Source organism: Streptomyces venezuelae (assembly GCF_008642355.1).
Classification (GTDB): Bacteria; Actinomycetota; Actinomycetes; order Streptomycetales; family Streptomycetaceae; genus Streptomyces; species Streptomyces venezuelae_B.
Map to the genome: position 1 here is coordinate 5,417,679 of NZ_CP029193.1, position 23,906 is coordinate 5,441,584.

The 23,906-nt window shown below is 72.2% G+C and carries 20 protein-coding genes; 13 read left to right on the forward strand and 7 right to left on the reverse strand.

Annotated features, from left to right (window positions below; translation table 11 throughout):
* Positions 1 to 78: 78 nt before the first annotated feature.
* The gene (locus DEJ47_RS25350; protein ID WP_150171945.1) at positions 79 to 2,688 is read right to left on the reverse strand and encodes a DEAD/DEAH box helicase; all 2,610 of its coding nucleotides are present in this window, start codon (positions 2,686 to 2,688) and stop codon (positions 79 to 81) included.
* 454 nt (positions 2,689 to 3,142) lie between these two features.
* Here DEJ47_RS25350 and DEJ47_RS25355 point away from each other — a divergent pair, with 454 nt between their 5' ends.
* Positions 3,143 to 3,889, forward strand: a complete 747-nt coding sequence (locus DEJ47_RS25355; protein WP_150175858.1) for a ferritin-like fold-containing protein — start codon at positions 3,143 to 3,145, stop codon at positions 3,887 to 3,889.
* An 81-nt stretch (positions 3,890 to 3,970) separates the two neighbouring features.
* On the opposite strand, the gene DEJ47_RS25360 is transcribed toward DEJ47_RS25355, so the two are convergent.
* From DEJ47_RS25360 to DEJ47_RS25375, 4 genes are all read right to left on the reverse strand, one after another.
* Positions 3,971 to 4,240 carry a hypothetical protein gene (locus DEJ47_RS25360; protein WP_150171947.1) on the reverse strand — a complete coding sequence of 90 codons (270 nt, stop codon included), beginning with the start codon at positions 4,238 to 4,240 and terminating at the stop codon, positions 3,971 to 3,973.
* Positions 4,241 to 4,413: 173 nt separating this feature from the next.
* Complete coding sequence (locus DEJ47_RS25365) at positions 4,414 to 4,641, reverse strand: DUF3107 domain-containing protein (protein WP_055565193.1); 228 nt, start codon at positions 4,639 to 4,641, stop codon at positions 4,414 to 4,416.
* Positions 4,642 to 4,780: 139 nt separating this feature from the next.
* On the reverse strand, positions 4,781 to 5,422 hold the full coding sequence (locus DEJ47_RS25370) for a TetR/AcrR family transcriptional regulator (protein ID WP_150171949.1): 642 nt from the start codon (positions 5,420 to 5,422) through the stop codon (positions 4,781 to 4,783).
* 168 nt (positions 5,423 to 5,590) lie between these two features.
* Positions 5,591 to 5,827, reverse strand: a complete 237-nt coding sequence (locus DEJ47_RS25375) for a hypothetical protein (RefSeq protein WP_150171951.1) — start codon at positions 5,825 to 5,827, stop codon at positions 5,591 to 5,593.
* A gap of 210 nt (positions 5,828 to 6,037) precedes the next feature.
* Between DEJ47_RS25375 and DEJ47_RS25380 the strand changes: the two genes are divergently transcribed.
* The 12 genes from DEJ47_RS25380 (at position 6,038) to moeZ (ending at position 20,512) form a co-directional block, all read left to right on the forward strand.
* Positions 6,038 to 7,039, forward strand: coding sequence for an alpha/beta fold hydrolase (locus tag DEJ47_RS25380; protein WP_150171953.1), 1,002 nt, complete (start codon positions 6,038 to 6,040; stop codon positions 7,037 to 7,039).
* Between the two features lie 8 nt (positions 7,040 to 7,047).
* Positions 7,048 to 8,430, forward strand: a complete 1,383-nt coding sequence (locus DEJ47_RS25385) for a DUF3152 domain-containing protein (RefSeq protein WP_150171955.1) — start codon at positions 7,048 to 7,050, stop codon at positions 8,428 to 8,430.
* Between the two features lie 45 nt (positions 8,431 to 8,475).
* Entirely contained in the window at positions 8,476 to 8,568 is a 93-nt protein-coding gene (locus tag DEJ47_RS37545) for an Ms4533A family Cys-rich leader peptide (protein WP_317850838.1), read from the forward strand.
* A gap of 147 nt (positions 8,569 to 8,715) precedes the next feature.
* On the forward strand, positions 8,716 to 10,446 hold the full coding sequence (locus tag DEJ47_RS25390) for an ABC transporter substrate-binding protein (protein ID WP_150171957.1): 1,731 nt from the start codon (positions 8,716 to 8,718) through the stop codon (positions 10,444 to 10,446).
* On the forward strand, positions 10,443 to 11,378 hold the full coding sequence (locus DEJ47_RS25395) for an ABC transporter permease (RefSeq protein ID WP_223828500.1): 936 nt from the start codon (positions 10,443 to 10,445) through the stop codon (positions 11,376 to 11,378). The genes DEJ47_RS25390 and DEJ47_RS25395 overlap by 4 nt, the downstream gene beginning before the upstream one ends.
* A complete protein-coding gene (locus tag DEJ47_RS25400; protein ID WP_150171960.1) occupies positions 11,375 to 12,373 on the forward strand; it encodes an ABC transporter permease in 999 nt (332 codons plus the stop codon). Before DEJ47_RS25395 ends, DEJ47_RS25400 begins: the two co-directional genes overlap by 4 nt.
* Positions 12,370 to 13,980, forward strand: a complete 1,611-nt coding sequence (locus tag DEJ47_RS25405; RefSeq protein WP_150171962.1) for a dipeptide ABC transporter ATP-binding protein — start codon at positions 12,370 to 12,372, stop codon at positions 13,978 to 13,980. Before DEJ47_RS25400 ends, DEJ47_RS25405 begins: the two co-directional genes overlap by 4 nt.
* A 200-nt stretch (positions 13,981 to 14,180) precedes the next feature.
* Positions 14,181 to 15,935 carry a DUF3492 domain-containing protein gene (locus tag DEJ47_RS25410; RefSeq protein ID WP_150171964.1) on the forward strand — a complete coding sequence of 585 codons (1,755 nt, stop codon included), beginning with the start codon at positions 14,181 to 14,183 and terminating at the stop codon, positions 15,933 to 15,935.
* Positions 15,932 to 17,509 carry a hypothetical protein gene (locus DEJ47_RS25415; protein ID WP_190415553.1) on the forward strand — a complete coding sequence of 526 codons (1,578 nt, stop codon included), beginning with the start codon at positions 15,932 to 15,934 and terminating at the stop codon, positions 17,507 to 17,509. The genes DEJ47_RS25410 and DEJ47_RS25415 overlap by 4 nt, the downstream gene beginning before the upstream one ends.
* A 49-nt stretch (positions 17,510 to 17,558) precedes the next feature.
* Positions 17,559 to 18,518, forward strand: coding sequence for an NAD-dependent epimerase/dehydratase family protein (locus DEJ47_RS25420; RefSeq protein ID WP_150171966.1), 960 nt, complete (start codon positions 17,559 to 17,561; stop codon positions 18,516 to 18,518).
* The gene (locus DEJ47_RS25425; RefSeq protein ID WP_150171968.1) at positions 18,506 to 19,270 is read left to right on the forward strand and encodes a spherulation-specific family 4 protein; all 765 of its coding nucleotides are present in this window, start codon (positions 18,506 to 18,508) and stop codon (positions 19,268 to 19,270) included. The genes DEJ47_RS25420 and DEJ47_RS25425 overlap by 13 nt, the downstream gene beginning before the upstream one ends.
* Positions 19,271 to 19,333: 63 nt before the next feature.
* A complete protein-coding gene (gene moeZ / locus DEJ47_RS25430; RefSeq protein ID WP_150171970.1) occupies positions 19,334 to 20,512 on the forward strand; it encodes an adenylyltransferase/sulfurtransferase MoeZ in 1,179 nt (392 codons plus the stop codon).
* A gap of 44 nt (positions 20,513 to 20,556) precedes the next feature.
* Here the strand turns inward: moeZ and DEJ47_RS25435 are convergent, their stop codons facing one another.
* Together DEJ47_RS25435 and DEJ47_RS25440 are read right to left on the reverse strand one after the other, a co-directional pair.
* Positions 20,557 to 22,134 (reverse strand): alpha/beta hydrolase, encoded by a 1,578-nt coding sequence (locus DEJ47_RS25435; protein ID WP_150171972.1) that lies wholly within the window; start codon positions 22,132 to 22,134, stop codon positions 20,557 to 20,559.
* A gap of 121 nt (positions 22,135 to 22,255) precedes the next feature.
* Positions 22,256 to 23,806 (reverse strand): alpha/beta hydrolase, encoded by a 1,551-nt coding sequence (locus DEJ47_RS25440; RefSeq protein ID WP_150171974.1) that lies wholly within the window; start codon positions 23,804 to 23,806, stop codon positions 22,256 to 22,258.
* Between the last annotated feature and the right edge of the window lie 100 nt (positions 23,807 to 23,906).

Sequence of the window (23,906 nt, forward strand, 5' to 3'; positions counted from 1 at the left end):
GGGGGCGGGCCCTTCTGGCCTGCTGTGCGGCGGGTGCCGACCGGCCGGTCGAGGACCGGACGGGCGGCCACCGGAGGGTCAGCCCTCCGTCGCCTCCACGGCTTCCGCCTTCTTGCGCGTACGGCGGCGCGGCGCCGGGGCGGTCGCCTCGGGCTCGGCCGTCTCCGCCGGGGCGGCAGCGGCCTTGCGCGTACGACGGCGGGGCTTGGGCTCCTCCGTCGCCTGAGCCGGAATCCCGGCCTCGGGGGCGGCGGTCTCCGCGGCCTTGGCCGTGGCCTTGCGCGTGCGGCGCTTGGGCTTTTCGGCTTCGGCGTCGGTCGCGGTGACCTCGGGGGCGGCCACCTCGGGGGCCTTGGCCGCAGCCTTGCGGGTGCGGCGCTTCGGCTTCTCTTCGGCCGGGGCCTCGGTGGTGGCCTCGGGGGCGGGGGCCTCGACGGCCTTGGCGGCGGTCTTGCGGGTCCGGCGCTTCGGCTGCTCCTCGACCGGGGCTTCCGCGGCGGCTGCCTCCGGGGCCTTGGCCGTGGTCTTGCGGGTGCGGCGCTTGGGCTTTTCGGCTTCGGCGTCGGTCGCGGTGACCTCGGGGGCGGCTGCCTCGGGGGCCGTGGCCGTGGCCTTGCGGGTGCGGCGCTTCGGCTGCTCCTCGACCGGGGCCTCCGTAACGGCCTCGGGCGCAGCAGCCTCGGCGGGCTTCTCCGCAGCCTTGCGGGTGCGGCGCTTCGGCTTGTCCTCGGCAGGGGCCTCGGTGACGGCAGTCTCCGTGGTCTTCTCCGTGGTCTTGCGGGTGCGGCGCTTGGGCTTTTCGGCTTCGGCGTCGGTCGCGGTGACCTCGGGGGCGGCTGCCTCGGGAGCCGTGGCCGTGGCCTTGCGGGTGCGGCGCTTCGGCTTCTCTTCGGCCGGGGCCTCGGTGGTGGCCTCGGGGGCCGGAGCCTCGACGGCCTCGGCCGCGGCCTTGCGGGTGCGGCGCTTCGGCTTTTCCTCGGCCGGGGTCTCTGTGACTGCCTCGGGGGCCGTTGCCTCCGGTGCCGCCTCCGCGGGCTTCTCCGCCGTCTTGCGGGTGCGGCGGCGCGGCTTCGCGGCCGGGGCCTCCGCCTCGGGAGCGGCGGCGACCGGCGCGGGCGCCTCCGTCTCGACGGCTGTCGCGGTCGCGGTCACGGCCGCCTCGGACGGCGCGCCGGAACGCGTGCGGCGACGACGGCGCGGCGTACGCGGCTCGGTGGCCTCGGTCACCGGGGCGCTCACCTCGGCGGCCGGGGCGCTCGCCTCGACCGTCGCGGCGGCGACGGGAGCCGACGCGGTGGCCTCCAGCGGGCTGCCGCCACGGGTACGGCGACGACGACGCGGCGTCCGCGCGGGGCGCTCGCCCTCGGCCGCCGCGGGGGCCGAACGGTCCCGGTCCCTGTCCCTGTCACGATCACGGTCGCGCCCGCGGTCCCGACCGCGGTCACGGTCACGGTCCTGCGTACGACCGCCGGAGCGGCCCCCGCGGCCGCGACCACCGGTCTCGCCGAGGTCCTCGACCTCCTCCGCGCCCAGACCCGCACGGGTCCGCTCGGAGCGGGGCAGCACACCCTTGGTGCCCGCCGGGATGTCCAGGTCCTCATAGAGGTGCGGGGAGCTGGAGTACGTCTCGACGGGGTCGCTGAAACCGAGGTCGAGCGCCTTGTTGATCAGCTGCCAGCGCGGGATGTCGTCCCAGTCGACCAGCGTGATCGCGATGCCCTTGGCGCCCGCGCGGCCCGTACGGCCGATGCGGTGCAGGTAGGTCTTCTCGTCCTCGGGGGACTGGTAGTTGATGACGTGCGTGACGCCACCGACGTCGATGCCGCGCGCGGCGACGTCGGTGCAGACGAGCACGTCCACCTTGCCGTTGCGGAACGCGCGCAGCGCCTGCTCGCGCGCGCCCTGCCCGAGGTCGCCGTGCACGGCGCCCGAGGCGAAGCCCCGGCGCTCCAGCTGCTCGGCGATGTCGGCGGCCGTCCGCTTCGTACGGCAGAAGATCATCGCGAGTCCGCGGCCCTCGGCCTGCAGGATGCGCGAGACCATCTCGGGCTTGTCCATGTTGTGCGCGCGGTACACGAACTGCTTCGTGTTCGCGACGGTCTGGCCCTCGTCGTCCGGCGCGGTGGCGCGGATGTGCGTGGGCTGCGACATGTACCGACGGGCCAGGCCGATGACAGCGCCCGGCATGGTCGCCGAGAACAGCATCGTCTGGCGCTTCGCGGGAAGCATGTTGATGATCTTCTCGACGTCGGGCAGGAAGCCCAGGTCGAGCATCTCGTCGGCCTCGTCGAGGACCAGGCACTTGACGTGCTTGAGGTCGAGCTTGCGCTGGCCGGCGAGGTCGAGCAGACGGCCCGGGGTGCCGACGATCACGTCGACGCCCTTCTTGAGGGCCTCGACCTGCGGTTCGTAGGCCCGGCCGCCGTATATGGCGAGGACGCGGACGTTGCGCGCCTTGCCGGCGGTCAGGAGGTCGTTCGTCACCTGCTGGCACAGCTCGCGGGTGGGAACCACCACGAGGGCCTGCGGGGCCTCGGTCAGCTGCTCGGGCTTGGCGCGGCCCGCCTCGACGTCGGCGGGGACGGTGACGCGCTCCAGGATCGGGAGGCCGAAGCCGAGCGTCTTGCCCGTGCCGGTCTTGGCCTGGCCGATGACGTCCGTGCCCGAGAGGGCGACGGGGAGCGTCAGCTCCTGGATGGGGAAGGGATTGATGATGCCGACGGCCTCAAGGGCCTCGGCCGTCTCGGGAAGGATCCCGAGCTCTCGGAAAGTCGTAGTCAGGGCTATGCCTCTTCTGTGAGACGCGGCGTGAGGCGAACGCTGGGGGTCGTGACCGTGCCACTACCGCCGGCCGCTTGGGGGGCGGGCCGGGGGCGCGGGACCACTGCCGGCGCTCGAGCGCTCTTACCGCTGAGGTTCCCTCCTCGTGCCGCACGCACCTGTGCGTGCCGCCCGGAGGGCTGTCGGGTCGGAGCCGATCGGGCCACCGACCGGGCATCCTCATTCGTACGGCCCGTCGAATATTCGGCAGGCGCATTACCACTGTACCGCGTAATCTCGCATGTGTGTCCGGCGAATTCGTCACATGGTCGTCGTCACAGTCACTGACCAGGGCCTTACGCCGTCCGGCAAGCGGGCTATTGTGCGCTTCATGGAGACCCCCGACACCCCTGCAGAATCCGCCCCCGAGCCCACCGGAATCGCCGCCCAGGACTGGGCGAAAGCCGCCACCGAGCCGCAGTACCGCGCCGCTGTCGTGGACCTCCTCGGCGCGCTCGCCTACGGGGAGCTCGCCGCGTTCGAGCGGCTCGCGGAGGACGCGAAGCTCGCGCCGACGCTCGGCGACAAGGCGGAGCTCGCGAAGATGGCGTCGGCTGAGTTTCACCACTTCGAGCAGCTCAGGGATCGGCTCTCGGCGATCGGCGTGGAGCCGACCGAGGCGATGGAGCCGTTCGTCGCCGCGCTCGACGGCTTCCACCGGCAGACCGCCCCCTCCGACTGGCTGGAGGGGCTCGTCAAGGCGTACGTCGGCGACTCGATCGCCAGCGACTTCTACCGTGAGGTCGCGGCGCGTCTCGACGGCGACACGCGTGCGCTGGTGCTCGGTGTCCTCGACGACACGGGGCACGCGAGCTTCGCCGTGGAGAAGGTGCGCGCCGCGATCGAGGCGGACCCCCGCGTCGGGGGGCGGCTCGCGCTGTGGGCGCGGCGCCTGATGGGTGAGGCGCTCTCGCAGTCGCAGCGAGTGGTCGCCGACCGGGACGCGTTGTCGACCATGCTGGTCGGGGGTGTCGCCGACGGGTTCGACCTCGCGGAGGTCGGGCGCATGTTCTCGCGGATCACGGAGGCCCACACGAAGCGGATGGCTGCGCTGGGCTTGGCGGCGTAGGCCGTCTCCCGGGTGCGGGTGCGTGGGGGCTGATCGCGCGGTTCCCCGCGCCCCCAGACTCCCGGCACCGCCCCGTCGCAGCTACGCCGTCGCCGAGCGGTGCAGTCTGCCGCGGGTGGGGCGGAGCAGGAGGGACAGCAGGGCCACGGAGACCGCCACCGCGCCCACGAGCGTCGCGGCGGCGTGATCGGGGCCGAGTGCCATGTGCGTGATGAAGGCGCCGATGAGTGCGCCTGCGGGGCCCGTCGACAGGACCAGTGCGCGCGCGGGCAGCCGGTGCCCGTAGCGGTGCGCGGCGGCCCAGGCCAGGGCCAGGCCGAGCAGTATGGAGCCGAGTGCTTCCAGAATCACGGTGTGTGCCCTCCCTTGCGGCCGGTGCAAATCGGTCGTAGCCGGTCTACCCCCGGCGGCCGGAATGCAACCCTCAAGATCGGACGACATCGACGTAACCTCGCACAACACACAAGAACGGCCCGGTGGTTGAGAACCACCGGGCCGCTCCATCAAGATCCACCAAGAGCGTCCTACAGGGCGCTGAAGCCCACCTTGCGCGCGGTGGGCTCGCCGAGCTCCACGTACGCGAGGCGGTCGGCCGGAACCAGGACCTTGCGGCCGTGGTCGTCCACGAGGCTCAGCAGCGGCGACTTGCCGGTCAGCGCCTCGGACACCGCGTGCTCGACTTCCTCGGCACTCTGGCCGCTCTCCAGCACGATCTCGCGGGGCGCGTACTGCACGCCGATCTTGACCTCCACGGCTTTGTCCCTCCGACGGTCAGTCTGTGCGCGGCCGTCCGCGCCGTACCCAGCACACATTAGCCCGGTGAGGGGACGGGGACGGTCGCGGCCGTGCACGCCGTCAGCGAACACGGCACGGGAACAAATCCGCGAGGGGTCAGTGGCCCTCCGCGGCGTGCAGCGGGAAGCCCGCGATGCCGCGCCAGGCGAGCGACGTGATCAGCTGGACCGCCTTCTCGCGCGGCACCGTGCTGGAGCTCGCCAGCCAGTACCGGGCCACGACCTGCGAGTACCCGCCGAGGCCGACGGCGAGGAGCATCGCCTCGTCGCGGGGCAGCCCCGTGTCCTCGGCGATGACCTCGCAGATCGCCTCGGCGCACTGCAGGGTGACGCGGTCCACGCGCTCCCGCACGGCCGCCTCGTTGGTCAGGTCCGACTCGAAGACCAGGCGGAACGCCCCGCCCTCGTCCTCCACGTACGCGAAGTAGGCGTCCATCGTCGCGGCGACGCGGAGCTTGTTGTCCGTGGTGGACGCCAGTGCCGTGCGCACCGACTGCAGCAGCGACTCGCAGTGCTGGTCGAGCAGGGCGAGGTAGAGGTCGAGCTTGCCCGGGAAGTGCTGGTAGAGCACGGGCTTGCTGACACCGGCGCGCTCGGCGATGTCGTCCATCGCCGCCGCGTGGTACCCCTGCGCGACGAAAACCTCCTGGGCAGCCCCGAGGAGCTGATTGCGCCGGGCACGGCGCGGCAGGCGTGTGCCCCTCGGGCGTGCCGCCTCTGTCTGCTCGATGGCTGTCACGCCGCCTCCCAAATCGTCCGATGTGCGGTGAGCGCCGCGCCGCCATCGTACTTTTCGGTAACAGCGATGTGCGCGGTACGAGCGGAGAATTTCATGGACTGGACCATCGTCGAAGGGCTGCTCAACGGTGCGTAGCAGGGCAAACACGGTCAGCCCCCGGGCGGGGCCTCAGCGGTAGTCGTCCTCGTCGAGCGTGACCACGCGGGCCTGCTCGGCGAGGTCGGCCTCGTCGGCCACGGCCGGGTCGGCCTCCAGGAGGGAGTCGTCCCGGCTGGGGGTGAGGTCCGTGTGCTGTTCCGCCGTGTCCGCCTCCGGGGCCTCGACGTCGGCCTCGGGTGCGGTGTTCTCCGTCTCGAAGGGGTCGGAGGTGTCGAAGGTGTCGGGATCGGTCGGGTCGACACTCATGTGTGGCTCGCTTCCCTCGCGGTACTCGGTGGTCTGCGGATGCGAGTGCCCCGTATCCGTTCAATTCATCGCTCTTCGTGACTGTCTCCGCAAGTCTTCACAAGCTCTTTCGAGCGTAGAAGAGGCATGCAAGGGGCGCCACGCGATCCGTGTACAACCTGTGACAGCGAACACGTGAACTACCGCGTGATCGTCTCGTAACATTGCCGCATGTCTTCGACCGAGCTGCCCGGCCTGCTGGCCTCCACCGTCGCTCCCAAGCCGGGTGTCGTGGCGGTCGCGGACGGTGAGCGGCTCGACTCCGTGGCGCTTCCCGGGCTTTCGCTGACCGTGCGTTCGCGGCCGTCGACCGGCCCCGGACTGCCGCCCGCGCTGTTCGTGCACGGGCTCGGCGGCTCCTCCCAGAACTGGTCGGCCCTGATGCCGCGCCTGGAGGACGTCGTCGACTGCGAGGCGGTGGACCTGCCGGGGTTCGGGGACTCCCCGCCACCGGACGACGGGGACTACTCCGTCACGGGGCACGCCCGCGCGGTCATCCGCTACCTCGACGCGAGTGACCGCGGACCCGTCCACCTCTTCGGGAACTCGCTGGGCGGCGCCATCACGACGCGCGTCGCCGCGGTCCGCCCCGACCTGGTCCGGACGCTGACCCTGGTCTCGCCCGCCCTGCCCGAGTTGCGCGTGCAGCGCACGGCGGTGCCCACCGGGCTCCTCGCCGTGCCGGGCGTCGCCGCCCTCTTCACGCGGCTCACCCGGGAGTGGACGGCCGAGCAGCGGGTGCGCGGCGTCATGGGGCTCTGTTACGGCGACCCGGGCCGGGTCACACCGGAGGGTTTCACCGCGGCGGTCCACGAAATGGAGCGCAGGCTCCAGCTCCCCTACTTCTGGGACGCGATGGCCCGGACGGCGCGCGGCATAGTGAACGCGTACACGCTGGGCGGCCAGCACGGGCTGTGGCGGCAGGCCGAGCGGGTGCTCGCGCCGACCCTGCTCGTCTACGGCGGGCGCGATCTCCTCGTGTCCTTCCGCATGGCGCGCAGGGCTGCCGCCGCGTTCCGCGACTCGCGGCTGCTCACGCTGCCCGACGCGGGGCACGTCGCGATGATGGAGTACCCCGAGACAGTGGCCACCGGGTTCCGTGAACTCCTGGTCGACACGGGTGAGTTGGACGCCGCGTGCCGACGTGGCGCGCGCGTGGGTTCGGGGAGCTGAGGCGGCGCGTGGGACGTCACAGCCGCCGGGGTCCGGCAGACACGACCGACAACACCAGCACCTCGGGCACACCGCTGTCGCGGAGCGTGGGCCCGCAGGCGGCGCCCGGCACGGGGCGGCGCAGGCGGGCGCGCGCGGCGGACGGGACGCCGGTGGACGGGACGCCCCCGCACGGCACGCCCGCGCATGACACTCCCGCGCAGGGAACGCCCGCGTATGACGATCCCGCGCAGGGAACCCCCGCCCACGGTGTGCCCCGTGCCACCCCGCCCCACGGCGTCCCGCACGTCCGGGGCGGCCACCCCGAGCAGCGGGAGCCCGGCGGCGCCTGGGGCGACACCCCGGGCGCGAGCACCGGCACGGGCCCCGGCCCCCGCGTCGTGAGCCCCGGCGCCGTCCCCGGTCCCCGCCAGGACTACGTCGCCGCCTTCCCCGAGGGCCGCAGGCAGGGCGCGGAACCGCCGGCGCCCCGTGACCCGTACGCGTCCGTCACCCAGTGGGACACCGAGGCCGACGGAGACGGCGACCTCGCGGACGGCGAGGACGGCGGCGGCAGGAAGCGCGGCCGCAACCGCACCATGACGGTCGTCGTGGCCGCCGCCGTGACCACCGTCGTCGCCGTCGTCGTCGCGGGCCAGATGACAGGCGGGCGCAAGGGCTCGGAGCCGCAGACCCGGGCCGCCCCGGGCGGCGCGCGGGACACCGAGGACCCCGCGTCCCGGTCCGACCGCCGCCCCACCCCCGCCGAGGCGCACAAGGAGGCCCCGGCGACGTACGACGAGAAGATGAAGGAGACGTACCCGCTGGACGCGAAGCTCAAGGCGTCCGGCGACTTCGAGGCGATGCCCGGCTTCGACAAGGCGCCCGGCAAGGGGCAGAAGTTCCGCTACCGCGTCGACGTGGAGAAGGGGCTCGGCCTGGACGGGAAACTCTTCGCGCAGGCCGTGCAGAAGACCCTGAACGACGACCGCAGCTGGGCCCACGCGGGCGCCCGCACCTTCGAGCGCATTTCGTCGGGCAGGCCGGACTTCGTCGTCACACTCGCCAGCCCGGGAACGACCGGCGTCTGGTGTGCGAAATCCGGCCTCGACACGACTCAGGACAACGTGTCGTGCGACTCCGCGGCGACGGACCGCGTGATGATCAACGCCTACCGGTGGGCGCAGGGCGCGCCCACCTACGGCGACGAGGTCAAGAAGAAGTTCGGCAACGCCATCCACCCGTACCGGCAGATGCTGATCAACCACGAGGTCGGTCACCGGCTCGGTTTCAACCACACGGACTGCACGAAGAGCGGGGACCTCGCGCCCGTCATGCAGCAGCAGACGAAGTTCCTCGAGCACGACGGAATCAAGTGCAAGGCCAACCCCTGGGCTTTTCCCAAGAGTTGAGCAGCGGCTTTGACATCTGTCGGAAATTCGTTCATATTTCTCCGCATGTCGAACCGTCACGCCCCTTCGAGCGCCGCCATTGAGCTGGCGCTCCTCGGCGTGACCGCGCTCTGCGTGGCCGACATTCACTGTTGCTGACGCCCGCCCCGGCGAGTGCGTCGCTTTTCTCCGGCTCCTGGCATGCGTATCCCGTATCCGTGCCCGTGTGCCGTTTTGTCCCGCGCCTTTCCCGGGGTGAGCTCTGTCGCTCCCTTTTTCTCACTCATCCCGAGAGGTCTCTTTCCGATGCGTCAAACGTCCGTCATAGCCCGCCGCGTGGCAGCGGCATCCGTCAGCCTGGTCCTGGCCTCGGGCGCCGTCGCCTGCGCGGGCCCGAAGGACGGCGGCGCCGGGAGCGGCGACGGCAAGCCCGCCCGGGGTGGCACGCTCACCGTCCTCAACCGCGATCCGCAGACCGACTTCGACCCCGCGCGGCTGTACACCTCCGGCGGCGGCAACGTGCCGAGCCTCGTCTTCCGCACCCTGACCACCCGCAACCGCGAGGACGGCGCCAAGGGCGCGGAGGTCGTCCCCGACCTCGCGACGGACCTCGGCAAGCCGAGCAAGAACGCCACCGTGTGGACGTACACCCTGAAGAAGGGCCTCAAGTACGAGGACGGCTCGGCGATCACCTCGGCGGACGTGAAGTACGGCATCGAGCGGTCCTTCGCCGCCGAACTCAGCGGCGGTGCACCCTACTTGCGGGACTGGCTCATCGGCGGAGACAAGTACCAGGGGCCGTACAAGGACAAGAGCGGCAAGGGGCTCGCGTCCATCGAGACGCCCGACGAGCGGACCATCGTCTTCCATCTGAACAAGCCCGAGGGCGAGTTCCCCTACCTGGCGACGCAGACACAGTTCACGCCGGTGCCCAAGGCCAAGGACAAGGGTACGAAGTACGAGGAACACCCGGTCTCGTCCGGGCCCTACAAGGTCGTCAAGAACGAGAACGACGGCGAGCGGCTGCGCCTGGAGCGCAACCCGCACTGGTCCGCCGAGAACGACGCCGAGCGCAAGGCCTACCCGGACGTCATCGACGTACGGTCCGGGCTCGATCAGTCCGTCATCAACCAGCGGCTCTCCGCGAGCCAGGGCGCCGACGCCGCCGCCGTCACCACCGACACCAACCTCGGCCCGGCCGAGCTCGCCAAGGTCACCGGCGACAAGGAGCTCTCCTCGCACGTCGGCACCGGCCACTTCGGCTACACGAACTACCTCGCCTTCAACCCGAAGGTGAAGCCGTTCGACGACCCGAAGGTCCGCCAGGCCATCTCGTACGCCATCGACCGCTCCTCGGTCGTCAACGCGGCCGGCGGCTCCTCGCTCGCCGAGCCCGCCACCACGTACCTGCCGAACCAGAAGTCCTTCGGATACACGAAGTACGACCACTTCCCGGCAGGCCCGTCCGGCAACCCGAAGAAGGCCAGGGAGCTCCTGAAGGAAGCCGGTCACAAGGACGGGCTCACCATCACGCTCACGCACTCCAACGCCAAGGACTTCGAGACAAGCCCCGAGATCGCCACCGCCATCCAGGACGCGCTCAAGAAGGCCGGGATCACCGTCAAGCTCCAGGGTCTCGAGGACAACGACTACAAGGACAAGACCCACAGCGCCAAGGACGAGCCCGGCCTCTTCCTCGCCCACTGGGGTGCCGACTGGCCCTCCGGCGGCCCCTTCCTCGCCCCGATCTTCGACGGCCGGCAGATCGTGGAGGACGGTGCCAACTTCAACTCAGGCTTCCTCGACGACAAGACCGTCAACGACGAGATCGACGAGATCAACAAGCTGACCGATCTGAAGGCAGCCGCCAAGCGGTGGGGCGCCCTCGACAGGAAGATCGGTGAGAAGGCGCTGACCGTGCCGCTCTTCCACCCGGTCTACAAGCGCCTGTACGGCAAGGACGTCAAGAACGTCGTCATCAGCGACTGGACCGGCGTCCTCGACGTCTCGCAGGTCGCCGTGGAGTCGTCGTCGTGACCGAGCGCTCCGTCTTCTGGGGGCGGCTGCGCGCACAGCGCGCCGCCCTCGTGGCGGCGGGCGTCGTCGGACTGCTCGTCGTCGTGGCGCTCGCCGCGCCGCTGCTCACCGCACTGGAGGGGCAGGACCCCACCACGTACCACCCGGACCTCATCGACTCGGCGCGCGGCGGCGTGCCGGTCGGCCCGCTCGGCGGGATCAGCGGCGAGCACTGGCTCGGCGTCGAGCCGCAGACCGGGCGCGACCTCTTCGCCCGCCTCGTGTACGGGGCGCGGGTCTCGCTCGGTGTCGCGCTCGCCGCGACCGTCGTGCAGGTGATCGTCGGGGTGGCGGTCGGGACGGCCGCCGGGTTCGGCAACCGCTGGGTCGACCAGGTGCTCAGCAGGGCCACCGACGTCATCGTGGCGCTGCCGCTCATGGTCTTCGCGCTCGCGCTGATGGCGGTCGTGCCCAGCGGATTCCCGCGGCCCGTGCTCGTCGCCCTCGTCATCGGGCTCGTCGCCTGGGGCGGCCTCGCCAAGATCGTCCGCGCGCAGACCATCACGCTCAAGGAGCTCGACCACGTGGCCGCCGCGCGGCTCAGCGGCTGGGGCGCCGTGCGGATCGCCCGCCGCGAACTGCTGCCCGCCCTCGCCGCGCCCGTCATCACCTACGCCGCGCTGCTCGCCCCCGTCAACATCACCGTCGAGGCCGCGCTCTCCTTCCTCGGCGTGGGCGTGAAGCCGCCCACCGCGTCATGGGGACAGATGCTCACGTCGGCCGACGTCTGGTACCAGGCGGCGCCGCAGTACCTGCTGTACCCGGCGGGCGTGCTGTTCGTGACCGTGCTCGCCCTCACCGTCCTCGGTGACGGCGTGCGCACGGCCCTCGACCCGCGCGCCACGTCACGGCTGCGGATCGGCACCGGCAGGAAGCGGGAGGCCCGCGCATGACCGGCCTCCCCGGATTCCTGCTGCGGCGCCTCGTCGGCGCCGCCGTCACGCTCCTCGCCCTCTCCGTCATCGTCTACGCGGTCTTCTACGCCGCTCCGGGCGACGTCGCCCAGATCACCTGCGGCCCGCGCTGTTCACCCGCCCAAGTGCAGCAGGTCGCCGAGCAGCTGCGCCTCGACGACCCGCTGTACGTCCGCTACTGGGACTTCCTGCAAGGCATCGTCGTCGGGCATGACTACTCGACGGGCACCGGCACCGAACACTGCGCCGCGCCCTGCCTCGGGATCTCCTACCAGAGCGACCAGCAGGTCACCGCGCTGATCGCGGCGAAGCTGCCGGTCACCGGGTCGCTCGCACTGGGCGCGATGGTGCTGTGGCTCCTCCTCGGGGTGGGCGCGGGCGTGCTCTCCGCCTGGCGGCGCGGCCGGATCAGCGAACGCGTGCTGACCGCCGTCACCCTCGCGGGCACCGCCACGCCCGTCTTCGTGATCGGCCTGCTCCTGATGATCGTGGTCTGCGGTCAGCTCCAGTGGCTGCCCTTCCCGCAGTACGTGCCCTTCGCGGACGACCCGACGCAGTGGGCGTGGAACCTGCTCCTGCCCTGGCTCTCGCTGGCCCTCATCGAAGCCGCCAAGTACGCGCGCCTGACCCGCTCCTCGATGCTGGAGACCCTCGCCGACGACCACGTGCGGACCTTCCGCGCGTACGGCGTGGGGGAGCGGTCGATCATCGGGAAGCACGCGCTGCGGGGCGCCGTCGCGCCCGTCATCGCGCTGACCGCCAACGACTTCGGGTCGATGTTCGGCGGCGCGGTGCTCAGCGAGACGCTGTTCGGCCTGCCCGGCCTCGGGCGCGAACTCGTGCACGCGGTCAAGGTCGTCGACCTGCCGGTGGTCGTCGGGATGGTCATGGTCACCGGCTTCTTCGTGGTGCTCGCCAATGCCGTCGCGGACGTGCTGTACGCGGTGGCCGACCGACGGGTGGTGCTCACATGAGTGACGTCAGTCTTGTCCACGTCGCGGACCTGAGCGTGGAGTTCGGTTCCGGCGTGCGCGCCGTCGACGGGCTCTCCTTCACGCTGGAGAAGGGCGGCGCGCTCGCCCTCGTCGGCGAGTCGGGGTCCGGCAAGTCCACCGTGGCGTCCGCCCTCCTCGGCCTCCACCGGGGCACGGGCGCGCACGTCGACGGGACGGTGCTGGTCGACGGCGTCGACGTACAGGCGGCGTCCGAGGCGGAACTGCGCGGGCTGCGCGGCGGGAAGGCCGCGATGGTCTTCCAGGACCCGCTCTCCTCGCTCGACCCGTACTACGCGGTCGGCGACCAGATCGCCGAGGTGTATCGCGTGCACACCGGAGCGTCCCGGCGAGCGGCACGCGCGCGTGCCGTGGAAGTGCTCGACCGCGTCGGCATCCCGGACGCCGCCCGCCGCTCACGGTCCCGTCCGCACGAGTTCAGCGGCGGCATGCGCCAGCGCACGCTCATCGCCATGGCGTTGGCGTGCGAGCCCGCGCTGCTCGTCGCCGACGAGCCGACCACCGCGCTCGACGTCACCGTCCAGGCCCAGATCCTCGACCTGCTGCACACGCTGCGGGCCGAGACCGGCATGGGGCTGCTCCTCGTCACCCACGACGTGGGCGTCGCGGCGGAGAGCGTCGACGAGGTCCTGGTCATGCGCGAGGGGCGGGCCGTGGAGCGCGGTGAGGTGCGGGACATCCTCGGTGCGCCCCACGAGGCCTATACGCAGGAACTCCTCAAGGCCGTGCCCCGCGTGGACGCGCCCCTCGCGCGCGCCGCCGGGGAGCCGGGGGAGGTCGTGCTCGAAGCGGTCGGGCTCCGGAAGGAGTTCGGGCGCGGGAGACGTGCGGTCACCGCGGTCGACGACGTCTCCCTCACCGTCCGCCGCGGAGAGACCCTCGGTGTGGTGGGCGAGAGCGGCAGCGGCAAGACCACGCTCGGACGCATGCTCGTCGGCCTCCTGGCGCCGACCGCGGGGCAGCTCCTCCACGGGGGTGCGGAGAAGCCCGGCGGGCAGGTGGTGCCCGGCGTGCAGATGGTGTTCCAGGACCCGGTCTCCTCCCTGCACCCGCGGCGCTCCGTCGGCGAGTCGATCGCCGACCCGCTGCGCGCACGGGGCGAGAGCGATTCATTCGTGCGGGGGCGCGTGCGGGAACTCCTGGAGCGCGTCGGCCTCGAAGCGGCGCACTACGACCGCTATCCGCACGAGTTCAGCGGCGGTCAGCGCCAGCGCGTGGGCATCGCGCGGGCGCTCGCGGGCGAGCCGCGCCTCATCGTGTGCGACGAGCCGGTGTCGGCGCTCGACGTGACGACCCAGGCACAGGTCATGGACCTGCTCGCCGAACTGCAGCGCGAACTGGGCCTCGCCCTGGTCTTCGTCGCCCACGATCTCGCCGTGGTGCGCCAGGTCAGCGACCGGGTCGCCGTGATGCGGCGGGGCCGGATCGTGGAGCAGGGCCCTGTGGCGGAGGTGTACGGGGCGCCCCGGGACCCGTACACGAAACGGCTGCTCGCGGCCGTGCCCGCACTCGACCCGGAGGCCGCGGCGCGGCGCCGGGCGGCCCGCGAGGAGCTGGCCGCAGCCTGACCGACAGTGACGAATGGCGGCTTCTGAAGTGCCATAGCGCGACAGAACGCCACCGGCGCCGGAAAGTTACTGCCGTTCACCCCTTCTGGTGGCGCGATGGACAACCGTCCGTCGCGCCACCTGCATGACCGCTTACGTTCGTCCCGCTGCGAGCCGCCGGCCAACGGCGGCTCACCGAACGGGAGATCGGGGGTGCGCGCGTGCGCGTCGGACTGCTTACGGAGAGTGGCTGTCCGTATGTGAACGGTGAGACGAGGCTCTGGTGCGACCGACTCGTACGGGGGCTCGCGCAGCACGAGTTCGACATCTACGCGCTCAGCCGGGGCGAGGAGCAGGAGGCGCACGGCCGGGTCGAGCTGCCGCCGCAGGTCGGCAGGGTGCGCACGGCGCCGCTGTGGACCGTCGACGACGAGGCACTCCGCGCCGCGAGGCCCCGCGGCAGGCGCGGGAGGCGGACGCGGCGGCGGTTCGACGAACACTTCGCGGAGCTCGCCGAAGCCGTCTGCCGGGGCGATCGCGACGCGATGGCGGACCGTTTCGGCAACGCTCTGTACGGACTCGCCGAACTCGCCCGCACCGAAGGCGGTCTGGTCGGCGCGCTGCGCTCGGAGTCCGCCGTCCGCACCCTGGAGCGCGCCTGCCGCGCGCCGGGCGCGCTGCGGGCCGCCCACACCGCGCGCGTCCCCGACCTGCTCGCCGCCGCAGGACTGATGGAACGGGCCCTGCGACCGCTCTCCCTCGACTGGTACGGCCCCGACGCACTCGGCGCCGCCGACCTCTGCCACGCCACCTCCGGCGGACCCGCGGCGCTCCCCGGCCTGCTGGCCAAGCACTTCGCGGGGGTGCCGCTGCTCGTCACCGAGTACGGCGTGCAGCTGCGCGCGCACCACCTCGCCGCGGGCGACACGGACCTGAGCGCGCCGACACGCGCCCTGCTCGCCTCCTTCCACGGACTCCTCGCCGCCGAGGTCTACCGCGGCGCCACGGTCATCACCCCCGGCAACGCCCACGCGCGACGGTGGCAGGAACGCTGCGGCGCCGACCGCGCGAAACTCCGCACGGTCCACCCCGGCATGGAGGCGGACCGTTTCACGGAGATCGGCGAGGGGGGTTACGACGACTTCGCCGCCGCCCCCGACACCCTCCTGTGGGTCGGCCGCGTCGAGCCCGCCAAGGACCTGATCTCCCTGCTCCACGCCTTCGGGGAGATCCACGCGCGGGTGCCGGCGGCGCGCCTGCGGATCGTCGGGGCGCCCGCGGAAGGCGCCGAGGCGGAGGCCTACCTCGCGCACTGCCGCGCGCTCGCCGCGCGGCTCTTCCCGGACGAGGCGCCGGGCGCGCACGCCATCGGCGACAACCCCGTCTCCTTCGAGGAGATCGGCGGGCCCGACGTGCCGGGCCTCGCCGACGCGTACGCCTCCGCGGGTGTCGTCGTCCTCTCCAGCGTCGTCGAAGGCTTCCCGATCAGCCTGGTCGAGGCGATGTTCTGCGGACGCGCGACCGTCTCGACGGACGTCGGGGCGGTGGTGGAGGTCATCGGCGGCACCGGACTCGTCGTACCGCCGCGCAATCCGCGGGCGCTCGCGGAAGCGTGCGTGGCACTGCTGCGCGATCCCGAGCGGTGCGCGCGCCTGGGCGCGGCGGCGCGGGCGCGGGCCCTCGAACTCTTCACCGTCGAGCAGAACATCGCGGCATTTCGGAGCATCTACCTGGACATCGTCTCGCACTGCCCCGTCCGCAGGGACGCGGTGGACGAGACGGGCGATCCGGTGCCGTTCGCACACCCGGCGGAGGCGTACGTGCCGGGGCGGTGGGCGGTGGCGACGGGGGGCGCGGCAGGGGGCGGGACCGGGAGCGGGCCCGGGGCCACGGCAGAGGTATCGGTGTCAGTGCCGAGTTGGGCCGTGACTGAGGGGGTTCCGGTGGGGGATCGGTTCAAGGGGGCTGCCGTATGACGGGGCATGAGGGGCTCGGTGCGGCAGGTGGGGCCGGTGCGGTGGACGCGCCGCGTGCTCCGGAAGGCGCGAACGGTTGGGACTCCCGGTCGGAGGAACTGCTGGGCGCCGGTGCGGCGCTGCCCGGCGAGGGGGTGTCCGTGCCCGTCGCCGTCTCCGTTCCCGCCTTCGGCGAGGAGCGCGGAGAGAACGCCGGCGGCGATGACGGCGACAGCGGCTGGGACGCGCGTGGCAAGGGGCGGCGCGGGGACAGGCGCCCGGCGGACCGCGCGGGCGCGGGAGTGCACGCGGACGCGCCGGAGTGCGAGGGCGCCGTGAGTCCGTCGTCGCCCGCGCGCGCCGCCGCCCGCGCCGAGCCGCCGCCCCGGCGCGGCGCCGCCGACCCCGTGAAGGCCCTGATGCACCGGCACCGCGAGCTGTGCGAGCGCGCCGTCCACCCGCTGGAGATCGCCGCGGGCCTGGAGGCGCACGGCGTCACCGACCGGGCGGCCGCCCGCTTCCGGCACCGGGACGTGTTCGCGCTGGCCGAGGAGATGTACGCGCGCGTGCCGACGCTCCCGGACGGACACACGCCGTCGACGGCGGAGGCGCGCGCGACCCCCTCCCCGCACGCCGAAGTCCCCTCCGGCTGGGCGCTGTTCGCCCTCCTGCCCGGCGCGGTGTGCGGGGCCGCCGTCGCCGGGGCGGCGTTCAGCGAGGGAAGCGTGCGGCTCACGGTCACGGTCGTCGGCCCACTCGCCGTCGCCCTCGCCCTGCGCGTCGCCCTGCGAAACGGCCCCCTGCGCGCCACCTCCCGCCCCGTACGCGCCACCCGCGCGTGGGTGTGCTGGCTCCTCGCGTACGCCCTGCTCGGCGACGGCCTCCTGCACGGGGCCGTCACGGGCGGACCGGACGGCCCCGGCGACCTCTGGGCCCCGGCGACCGCCGCGCTCCTCGGCCTCGCGCTCGCCGTCGCGCCCGCGATCTGGTGCGCCCGCCTCTTCGCGGTACGGGCCGGGGCACGGCTCGCCGCCAGCCGGGGGCTCGACGAGTTCGCGTCCTCCGTGAGGCCGTTGCTCTCAGGCGTCCTCGCGCTGTTCCTCGGCGCGCTCGGGGCGCTGCTCGCGGGGGCGCACGCACTGCTCGGCGACGCGGGGGCGGGCGCGGGAGCGGGCCGGGGACACGGCACGCTCGCCCTGCTCGGCCCGTTCGCGCTCGGCACCCTGCTCCTCCTCGCCCGGCTCCTCGCCGTCCACGGCTTCATCCGCGCCCCCGTCCTGCTCCTGGGCGCGGCGGGCACCTGCGAAGTGGCCGCGCCGGCCCTGGCGTTCGCCGGTCGGCTGCCGGGGCTCGACGCGCTCGCCGTCCCCGTCACGGCCGCCGTCGACGCGTGGGGCCCCGGCGTCGTACCGACCGCGGCGTGCGGCGCCGCCGCCCTCGTCCTCCTGGTCCACGCGGCCAGGACCCTGGCCCTGGCCTCGGCCCACGCCGGTCACGGCGCGGGCCGCTCCTCCGATGACCACTCTCCCGCGGGGCCGACACCGCGGGCCCTCCCCGTGCACCACGGCAACCTCCCGAAGGAGAAACACAGATGACCACCCGCAGCCGTCTCCGCCGCCGAGCGGCCACCCCGGGAGGCGCCCGATGAGGGTGCTGCTGATCGGAGCCAACGGATACCTCGGCCGGTTCGTCGCCGACCGGCTGCTCGCCGACCCGGCCGTGCAGCTCACCGCACTCGGCCGCGGCGACGACTCGGACGTACGGTTCGATCTCGCCAGCGGGAGCCCCGGCGCGCTCACCCGCTTCCTGGACGCCGTCCACCCGGGCGTCGTCATCAACTGCGCCGGTGCCACCCGGGGCGGCGCCCGCGACCTGACCCGGCACAACACCGTCGCCGTCGCCACCATCTGCGAAGCCCTGCGACGCAGCGGCTGCGGGGCGCGTCTCGTGCAGCTCGGCTGCGGCGCGGAGTACGGGCCGAGCCAGCCGGGATCCTCCACGGCCGAGGACGCGGTGCCGCGGCCCGGCGGACCGTACGGCGTCAGCAAACTGGCCGCCACGGAACTGGTGCTCGGCTCCGGGCTCGACGCCGTCGTCCTGCGCGTCTTCTCGCCCGCGGGGCCCGGCACACCCGCCGGATCGCCGCTCGGACGGCTCGCCGAGGCCATGCGGCGCGCCATGCAGGCCGGGGACGGCGAGCTGAAGCTCGGCGGGCTCGGCGTGCAGCGCGACTTCGTCGACGTACGCGACGTGGCGCGCGCCGTGCACGCCGCCTCTCTCTCCGCGGCGCAGGGAATCGTGAACATCGGCGCGGGGCGCGCCGTACGACTGCGCGACGCGGCCGCCGTCCTGGCCCGCGTCGCGGGGTACGGCGGCGCGCTGCACGAACTCGACCAGGTGCCCGTGCGGACATCCATCGGCCACCCCCGCGGCGAATCCGAACACGGGGGGCCGGCCGCGGCCGCGTACCCCTACCCGGACGGCTGCGGGAGCTGGCAGCAGGCGGACGTCCGCACCGCGCGGGACCGGCTCGGCTGGCGGCCCCGCATCAACCTCGAAGAGTCACTCGCCGACATCTGGATGGAGGCCGCATGCCGCATCTGACCAGGGCCACGAGGGGCACCGCGAGCACCGAGGTACGCATCGGCTTCGGTGTCCCGGGCTTCGCCCACCCGCTGGTCGCCCCCGTCGAATGGTCCGAACTCACCCGGCCTGGCACGCCTTTGAAGTGGGTTGTCCTGAATGTTGCCAACGGTCCGGGGGAGCGGCCGGACCCGCACTGCCTGGAGGCGGCGGGGCGCCTGCGGAACGCGGGCGTCCGCGTGCTGGGTCACCTGGATACGACGTACGGCGCGCGCGCCTTCGGGGAGCTGATCTCCGACGCGCACCGCTACCTCGACTGGTACCAGGTCGACGGCTTCTCGCTGGACCGCTGTCCCACCGAGCGGACCGCGCTCCCCGAGGTGCGCAGGACGGTGGCGACCCTGCGGGCCCTGGTCGGGGACGCGCACATCGTCCTCGGGCACGGCACGCACCCGTATCCCGGCTATGCCGAGACGGGCGACCAACTGGTGACCTTCGCGGGCCCGTGGAGCGACTACCGCTGGTCGCAGGTGGCCGAGTGGACCGCGGACTACCCGGCCGAGCGGTTCTGCCACTTCGTGCACGGCATGCCGCGCGGTCACCTGGAGGAGGCGCTGCGCATCGCCCGCTGGCAGGGCGCGTCGACGATCTACTTCACCGACCGCGTGGACGGGAGCGGCGTGGACGGTGGCGGCTCGGGCGACCCCTGGGAGTCCCTGCCCGGTTACTGGGACGAAATCGTCTCGCGTATCGGAACGGGTGTCTCGGAATGAAGAAGGGCGTGGCAGTGTTACTTGCAGAACAACCGTTCCGCATTACCGACCAACGGAGTCCCCGTGTCGCTGCCACCCCTGGTCGAGCCCGCATCCGAGCTCACCGTCGATGAGGTTCGCAGGTACTCCCGCCACCTGATCATCCCCGACGTCGGGATGGACGGGCAGAAGCGGCTGAAGAACGCCAAGGTGCTGTGTGTCGGCGCCGGCGGCCTCGGGTCGCCGGCGCTGATGTACCTGGCCGCGGCCGGTGTCGGCACGCTCGGCATCGTCGAGTTCGACGAGGTCGACGAGTCCAACCTGCAGCGGCAGATCATCCACAGCCAGGCGGACATCGGCCGTTCCAAGGCGGATTCCGCGAAGGACTCGGTCCTCGGCATCAACCCGTACGTGAACGTGATCCTTCACAAGGAGCGGCTCGAGGCCGACAACGTGATGGACATCTTCAGCCAGTACGACCTGATCGTCGACGGCACCGACAACTTCGCGACGCGTTACCTGGTCAACGACGCGTGTGTGCTGCTCAACAAGCCGTACGTATGGGGTTCCATCTACCGCTTCGACGGTCAGGCGTCCGTCTTCTGGAGCGAGCACGGCCCCTGCTACCGCTGCCTCTACCCGGAGCCCCCGCCGCCCGGCATGGTCCCCTCCTGCGCCGAGGGTGGCGTGCTCGGCGTGCTGTGCGCGTCGATCGGCTCCATCCAGGTCACCGAGGCGATCAAGGTCCTCACGGGCACGGGCGACCCGCTGGTCGGCCGCCTGATGATCTACGACGCCCTGGAGATGCAGTACCGCCAGGTCAAGGTCCGCAAGGACCCCGACTGCGCGGTCTGCGGCGACAACCCCACCGTCACCGAGCTCATCGACTACGAGGCCTTCTGCGGCGTCGTGTCCGAGGAGGCCCAAGAGGCGGCGGCCGGTTCGACGATCACTCCCAAGCAGCTCAAGGAGTGGATCGACGACGGCGAGAGCATCGAGATCATCGACGTCCGCGAGATCAACGAGTACGAGATCGTCTCGATCCCCGGCGCCAAGCTGATCCCGAAGAACGAGTTCCTCATGGGCAACGCGCTCCAGGACCTCCCGCAGGACAAGAAAATCGTCTTGCATTGCAAGACGGGTGTCCGCAGTGCGGAAGTCCTCGCCGTGCTGAAGTCCGCGGGCTTCGCGGACGCGGTGCACGTAGGCGGCGGCGTGATCGGCTGGGTCAACCAGATCGAGCCCGACAAGCCGGTCTACTGATCTGTTGAAAAGCCCCGCTCACCGGAGGGTGAGCGGGGCTTTTCTCATGAGCAGACCTTGCCGTCCTTCGGCGCCCTGCCGTCGAGGAGATACGTGTCGATCGCGTCGTCCACGCAGTCGCTGCCGTTGCCGTACGCCCCGTGGCCCTCGCCCTTCCACGTCAGGTGGACGCCGACGTCCTTGCCGAGCTCGTCCGCCATCTTGCGGGCGCCCTCGTAGGGCGTGGCCGGGTCGCCGGTGTTGCCGACGACGAGGATCGGGTCGGCGCCGGGCGCGCTGACCTCGGGGGAGTCGTGCAGACCGGCGACCGGCCACTGGTGGCACCAGCCCGCCGTGTCCCAGCCGAGGAACTCGCCGAACACCGGCGATATGTCACGGAACCGGTCCAGGCGCTTCTTCGCCTCCGCGGGGGTGGTCCGCGCCTTGGTGTCCAGGCAGGCGATCGCCCGCTGGGAGTGGCTCTGCGTGCTGTAGCGGCCCGACGCGTCGCGTTCGTTGTAGGCGTCGGCGAGCTGGAGCAGCGCCGAACCGTCGCCCTTCTCGGCGTCCTCCAGGCCGCGGGTCAGCGCGGGCCAGGTCTGCTTGCTGTAGAGGGTGACGAGGACGCCGGTGTGGGCGAGGGACTCGGTCAGCTTCCGGTCGCCCGAGGTGCGCATCGGCTTCGCGTCCAGGCGCTCGAACAGCTTCTGTATCTTCGCGGAGCCCGCCTCGGGGTCCTGGCCTCGGGACGTGAAGTAGTTGTCCAGGGCGCGCTGGAAGCCGCGCGCCTGGTTCTCCGCGTGGCCGATCGAGTCGGCGCTCGGGTCGACGACCGCGTCGAAGACGAGGCGGCCGACGCGTTGGGGGAACAAGTGGGCGTACGTGCCGCCGAGTTCCGTGCCGTACGAGACGCCGAAGTAGTGCAGCTTGTCGTCGCCGAGGACTTGGCGCAGGACGTCCATGTCGCGGGCGGCGTCGTCCGTCGAGACGTGCCCGACGACGTTCTTCGAGTGCTTGGCGCAGCCCGCGCCGAAGTCCTTCGCGTCCTTGAAGTACGCCTTCTCCTCGGCGGCGGTGTCCGGCGTGAGGTCGACCTTCTTCTCCGCGGCCCGGGTCGCCGCGTCGTCCCGGCAGCGCACGCCCTCGCTCGCCGCGACCCCGCGCGGGTCGAAGCTCACCAGGTCGTACCGCTCGCGCAGCGCGTCGTACGAGTCGGCGAAGGACGGGAGGCCCGAGACGCCCGAGCCGCCGGGGCCGCCGAAGTTGAAGAGGAGGGAGCCGATGCGGTCGCCCTTGCCCGTGCTCCTGGCGCGGATCAGGGCGATGCCTATGGTCCCGCCGTCCGGCTTGCCGTAGTCCAGCGGGACCTTCAGCGTCGAGCACTGCCATTCGGCACCGGGCGCGCTGCCGCCCTCGGGTGCCTTGCAGCGGCCCCAGTCCAGCTTCTGGGTGGTCAGCGAGGCGGGCAGGGTGGAGGAGGGGTCCGGCTTCGGCTTCGGCTCGGGAGCGGTCGCCGAGGGGTGCTTCCCGTCGCCCCCGTCCCCGTCCCCGTCCCCGTCGTCGGACGAGCCGCACCCGGCGGCCAGACCCGCCACGAGCACGCCTGCTGCGGCCAGGGCCGCGGACCGTACGAAACGCTGCATGAAGGCGCTTCCCCCCTCGGAAGACAGTTCAGGCCATCGTAGGCGGGACCGCTGACAGAGACGGGGCGGGGGGACGCGGCCCTCCAGGAGCGGGACGTGGCCCCAGGAACAAGGCGGGGCCTCAGGAGCAGACCGTGCCCTCCTTCGGGACCTTCCCGTCCAGCAGGTAGCCGTCGACGGCGTCCCGCACGCACTTGTTCTTGCTGTCGTACGCCCCGTGCCCCTGGCCCTTGTACGTCAGCTCGACGCCGACGCCCTTGCCGAGCGCCTGAGCCATCTTGCGGGCCCCTTCGTACGGCGTGGCCGGGTCGCCCGTGTTGCCGATGACGACGATGGGCGGCGCTCCCGCCGCGCTCACGTCGGGGTGGTCGGCCTGGCCCTCGACGGCCCAGTCGGTGCAGCCGACCATGCCCCACGCGAGGTAGTCGCCGAACAGGGGCGACGCCTCGCGGAACTCGGGAAGCCTCTTCTCCACGTACGCCGCGTCGTAACGCGCCTTGTCGTCCGCGCAGTTGATCGAGATGTTGGCGGACTGGATGTTGCTGTACTCACCGTCCTCGTTGCGCCCGTTCATCGAGTCCGACAGCGCCATGAGGATCTTGCCGTCGCCTTCGTAGGCCTCTTCGAGGCCCTGCGTCAGATACGGCCAGAAGTCCTTGGAGTACAGGGACTGTGCGATGCCGTTGGTGGCGGCGGTCTGCGTGAGCTCGCGCGGCGGGATGCCGCGGATCGGCTTGCCGTCCAGGTCCTTCAGGAGCTTCGCGATGCGGTCCTTGACGTCCTGCTCGGTGTCGCCGACGGGGCAGTCCGCCTCCTGTGACGTGCAGTCCTTCGCGAAGTTGTCGAGCGCGAGCTGGAATCCCTCGGCCTGGCCGAGGGAGCCCTGTTCGGCGGTCTGGGTGGGGTCGACGACCGCGTCGAAGACGGCCCGTCCCACCTTCTCGGGGAACAAGTGTGCGTAGACGCCGCCGAGTTCTGTGCCGTACGAGATGCCGAAGTAGTGCAGCTTGTCGTCGCCGAGGACCTGGCGCATCAGGTCCATGTCGCGGGCGGCGTCGGTGGTGCGGACGTGCGGGAGGGTCTTTCCCGCGTTCTTCTCGCACCCGTTGTTGAACTCCCGGACGTTGTCGAGGTGCTTCTTGCGCTCGGCCTCGTCGTCGGGCGTGGCGTCCTGCTGGAAGTACGTGTCCAGGGCGGAGTCGTCCTCGCACCTGATGCCGGCGCTGCGGCCGACGCCGCGCGGGTCGAAACTGACCAGGTCGTAGCGGGTGCGGAGCTTGGCGTAATCCTCTCCGAAGGCGGGCAGCGTGGTGATGCCCGAGCCGCCGGGGCCCCCGAAGTTGAAGACGAGCGATCCGATGCGGTCGCCCTTGTCGCCGCTCGCGGCCGCCTTGATCAAGGCGATGTCGACCGTGTCGCCCTTGGGCTTCGACCAGTCGAGGGGCGCCTTCATGGTGGCGCACTGCCATTCGGCGCCGCCGGGCAGCGGGGACGGGGCCTCGCCGCCGCCCTCCGCCGCGTCGGGAGCGGGGCAGTCCTTCCAGCTCAGCTTCTGAGCCGACAGATCCTCGTCCTTGGAGTCGTCGCTGCCGCCGCACCCCGCGAGGGCGGCGGACAGGAGCAGAGTGGCGGCGGCCAGTGCGCTGGCGCGCGGCGTGGACTGTGTGGGCATGTGCCCATCCTGCGGCGGGTCCTGACGGGGCGCTCGGGGCGCGGGCCGTGTGGGTGAGGAATCGGCCACTCCGTACGGCCGGAAAAGGACCCGCCGGCTC

Coding starts and splice junctions, on each gene's coding strand:
- DEJ47_RS25390 (WP_150171957.1), top strand. CDS start 8,716: ATGCGTCAAACGTCCGTCATAGCCCGCCGCGTGGCAGCGGCATCCGTC.
- DEJ47_RS25380 (WP_150171953.1), top strand. CDS start 6,038: ATGTCTTCGACCGAGCTGCCCGGCCTGCTGGCCTCCACCGTCGCTCCC.
- DEJ47_RS25425 (WP_150171968.1), top strand. CDS start 18,506: ATGCCGCATCTGACCAGGGCCACGAGGGGCACCGCGAGCACCGAGGTA.
- DEJ47_RS25405 (WP_150171962.1), top strand. CDS start 12,370: ATGAGTGACGTCAGTCTTGTCCACGTCGCGGACCTGAGCGTGGAGTTC.
- DEJ47_RS25400 (WP_150171960.1), top strand. CDS start 11,375: ATGACCGGCCTCCCCGGATTCCTGCTGCGGCGCCTCGTCGGCGCCGCC.
- DEJ47_RS25435 (WP_150171972.1), bottom strand. CDS start 22,134: ATGCAGCGTTTCGTACGGTCCGCGGCCCTGGCCGCAGCAGGCGTGCTC.
- DEJ47_RS25440 (WP_150171974.1), bottom strand. CDS start 23,806: ATGCCCACACAGTCCACGCCGCGCGCCAGCGCACTGGCCGCCGCCACT.
- DEJ47_RS25375 (WP_150171951.1), bottom strand. CDS start 5,827: ATGAGTGTCGACCCGACCGATCCCGACACCTTCGACACCTCCGACCCC.
- DEJ47_RS25420 (WP_150171966.1), top strand. CDS start 17,559: ATGAGGGTGCTGCTGATCGGAGCCAACGGATACCTCGGCCGGTTCGTC.
- DEJ47_RS37545 (WP_317850838.1), top strand. CDS start 8,476: ATGTCGAACCGTCACGCCCCTTCGAGCGCCGCCATTGAGCTGGCGCTC.
- DEJ47_RS25415 (WP_190415553.1), top strand. CDS start 15,932: ATGACGGGGCATGAGGGGCTCGGTGCGGCAGGTGGGGCCGGTGCGGTG.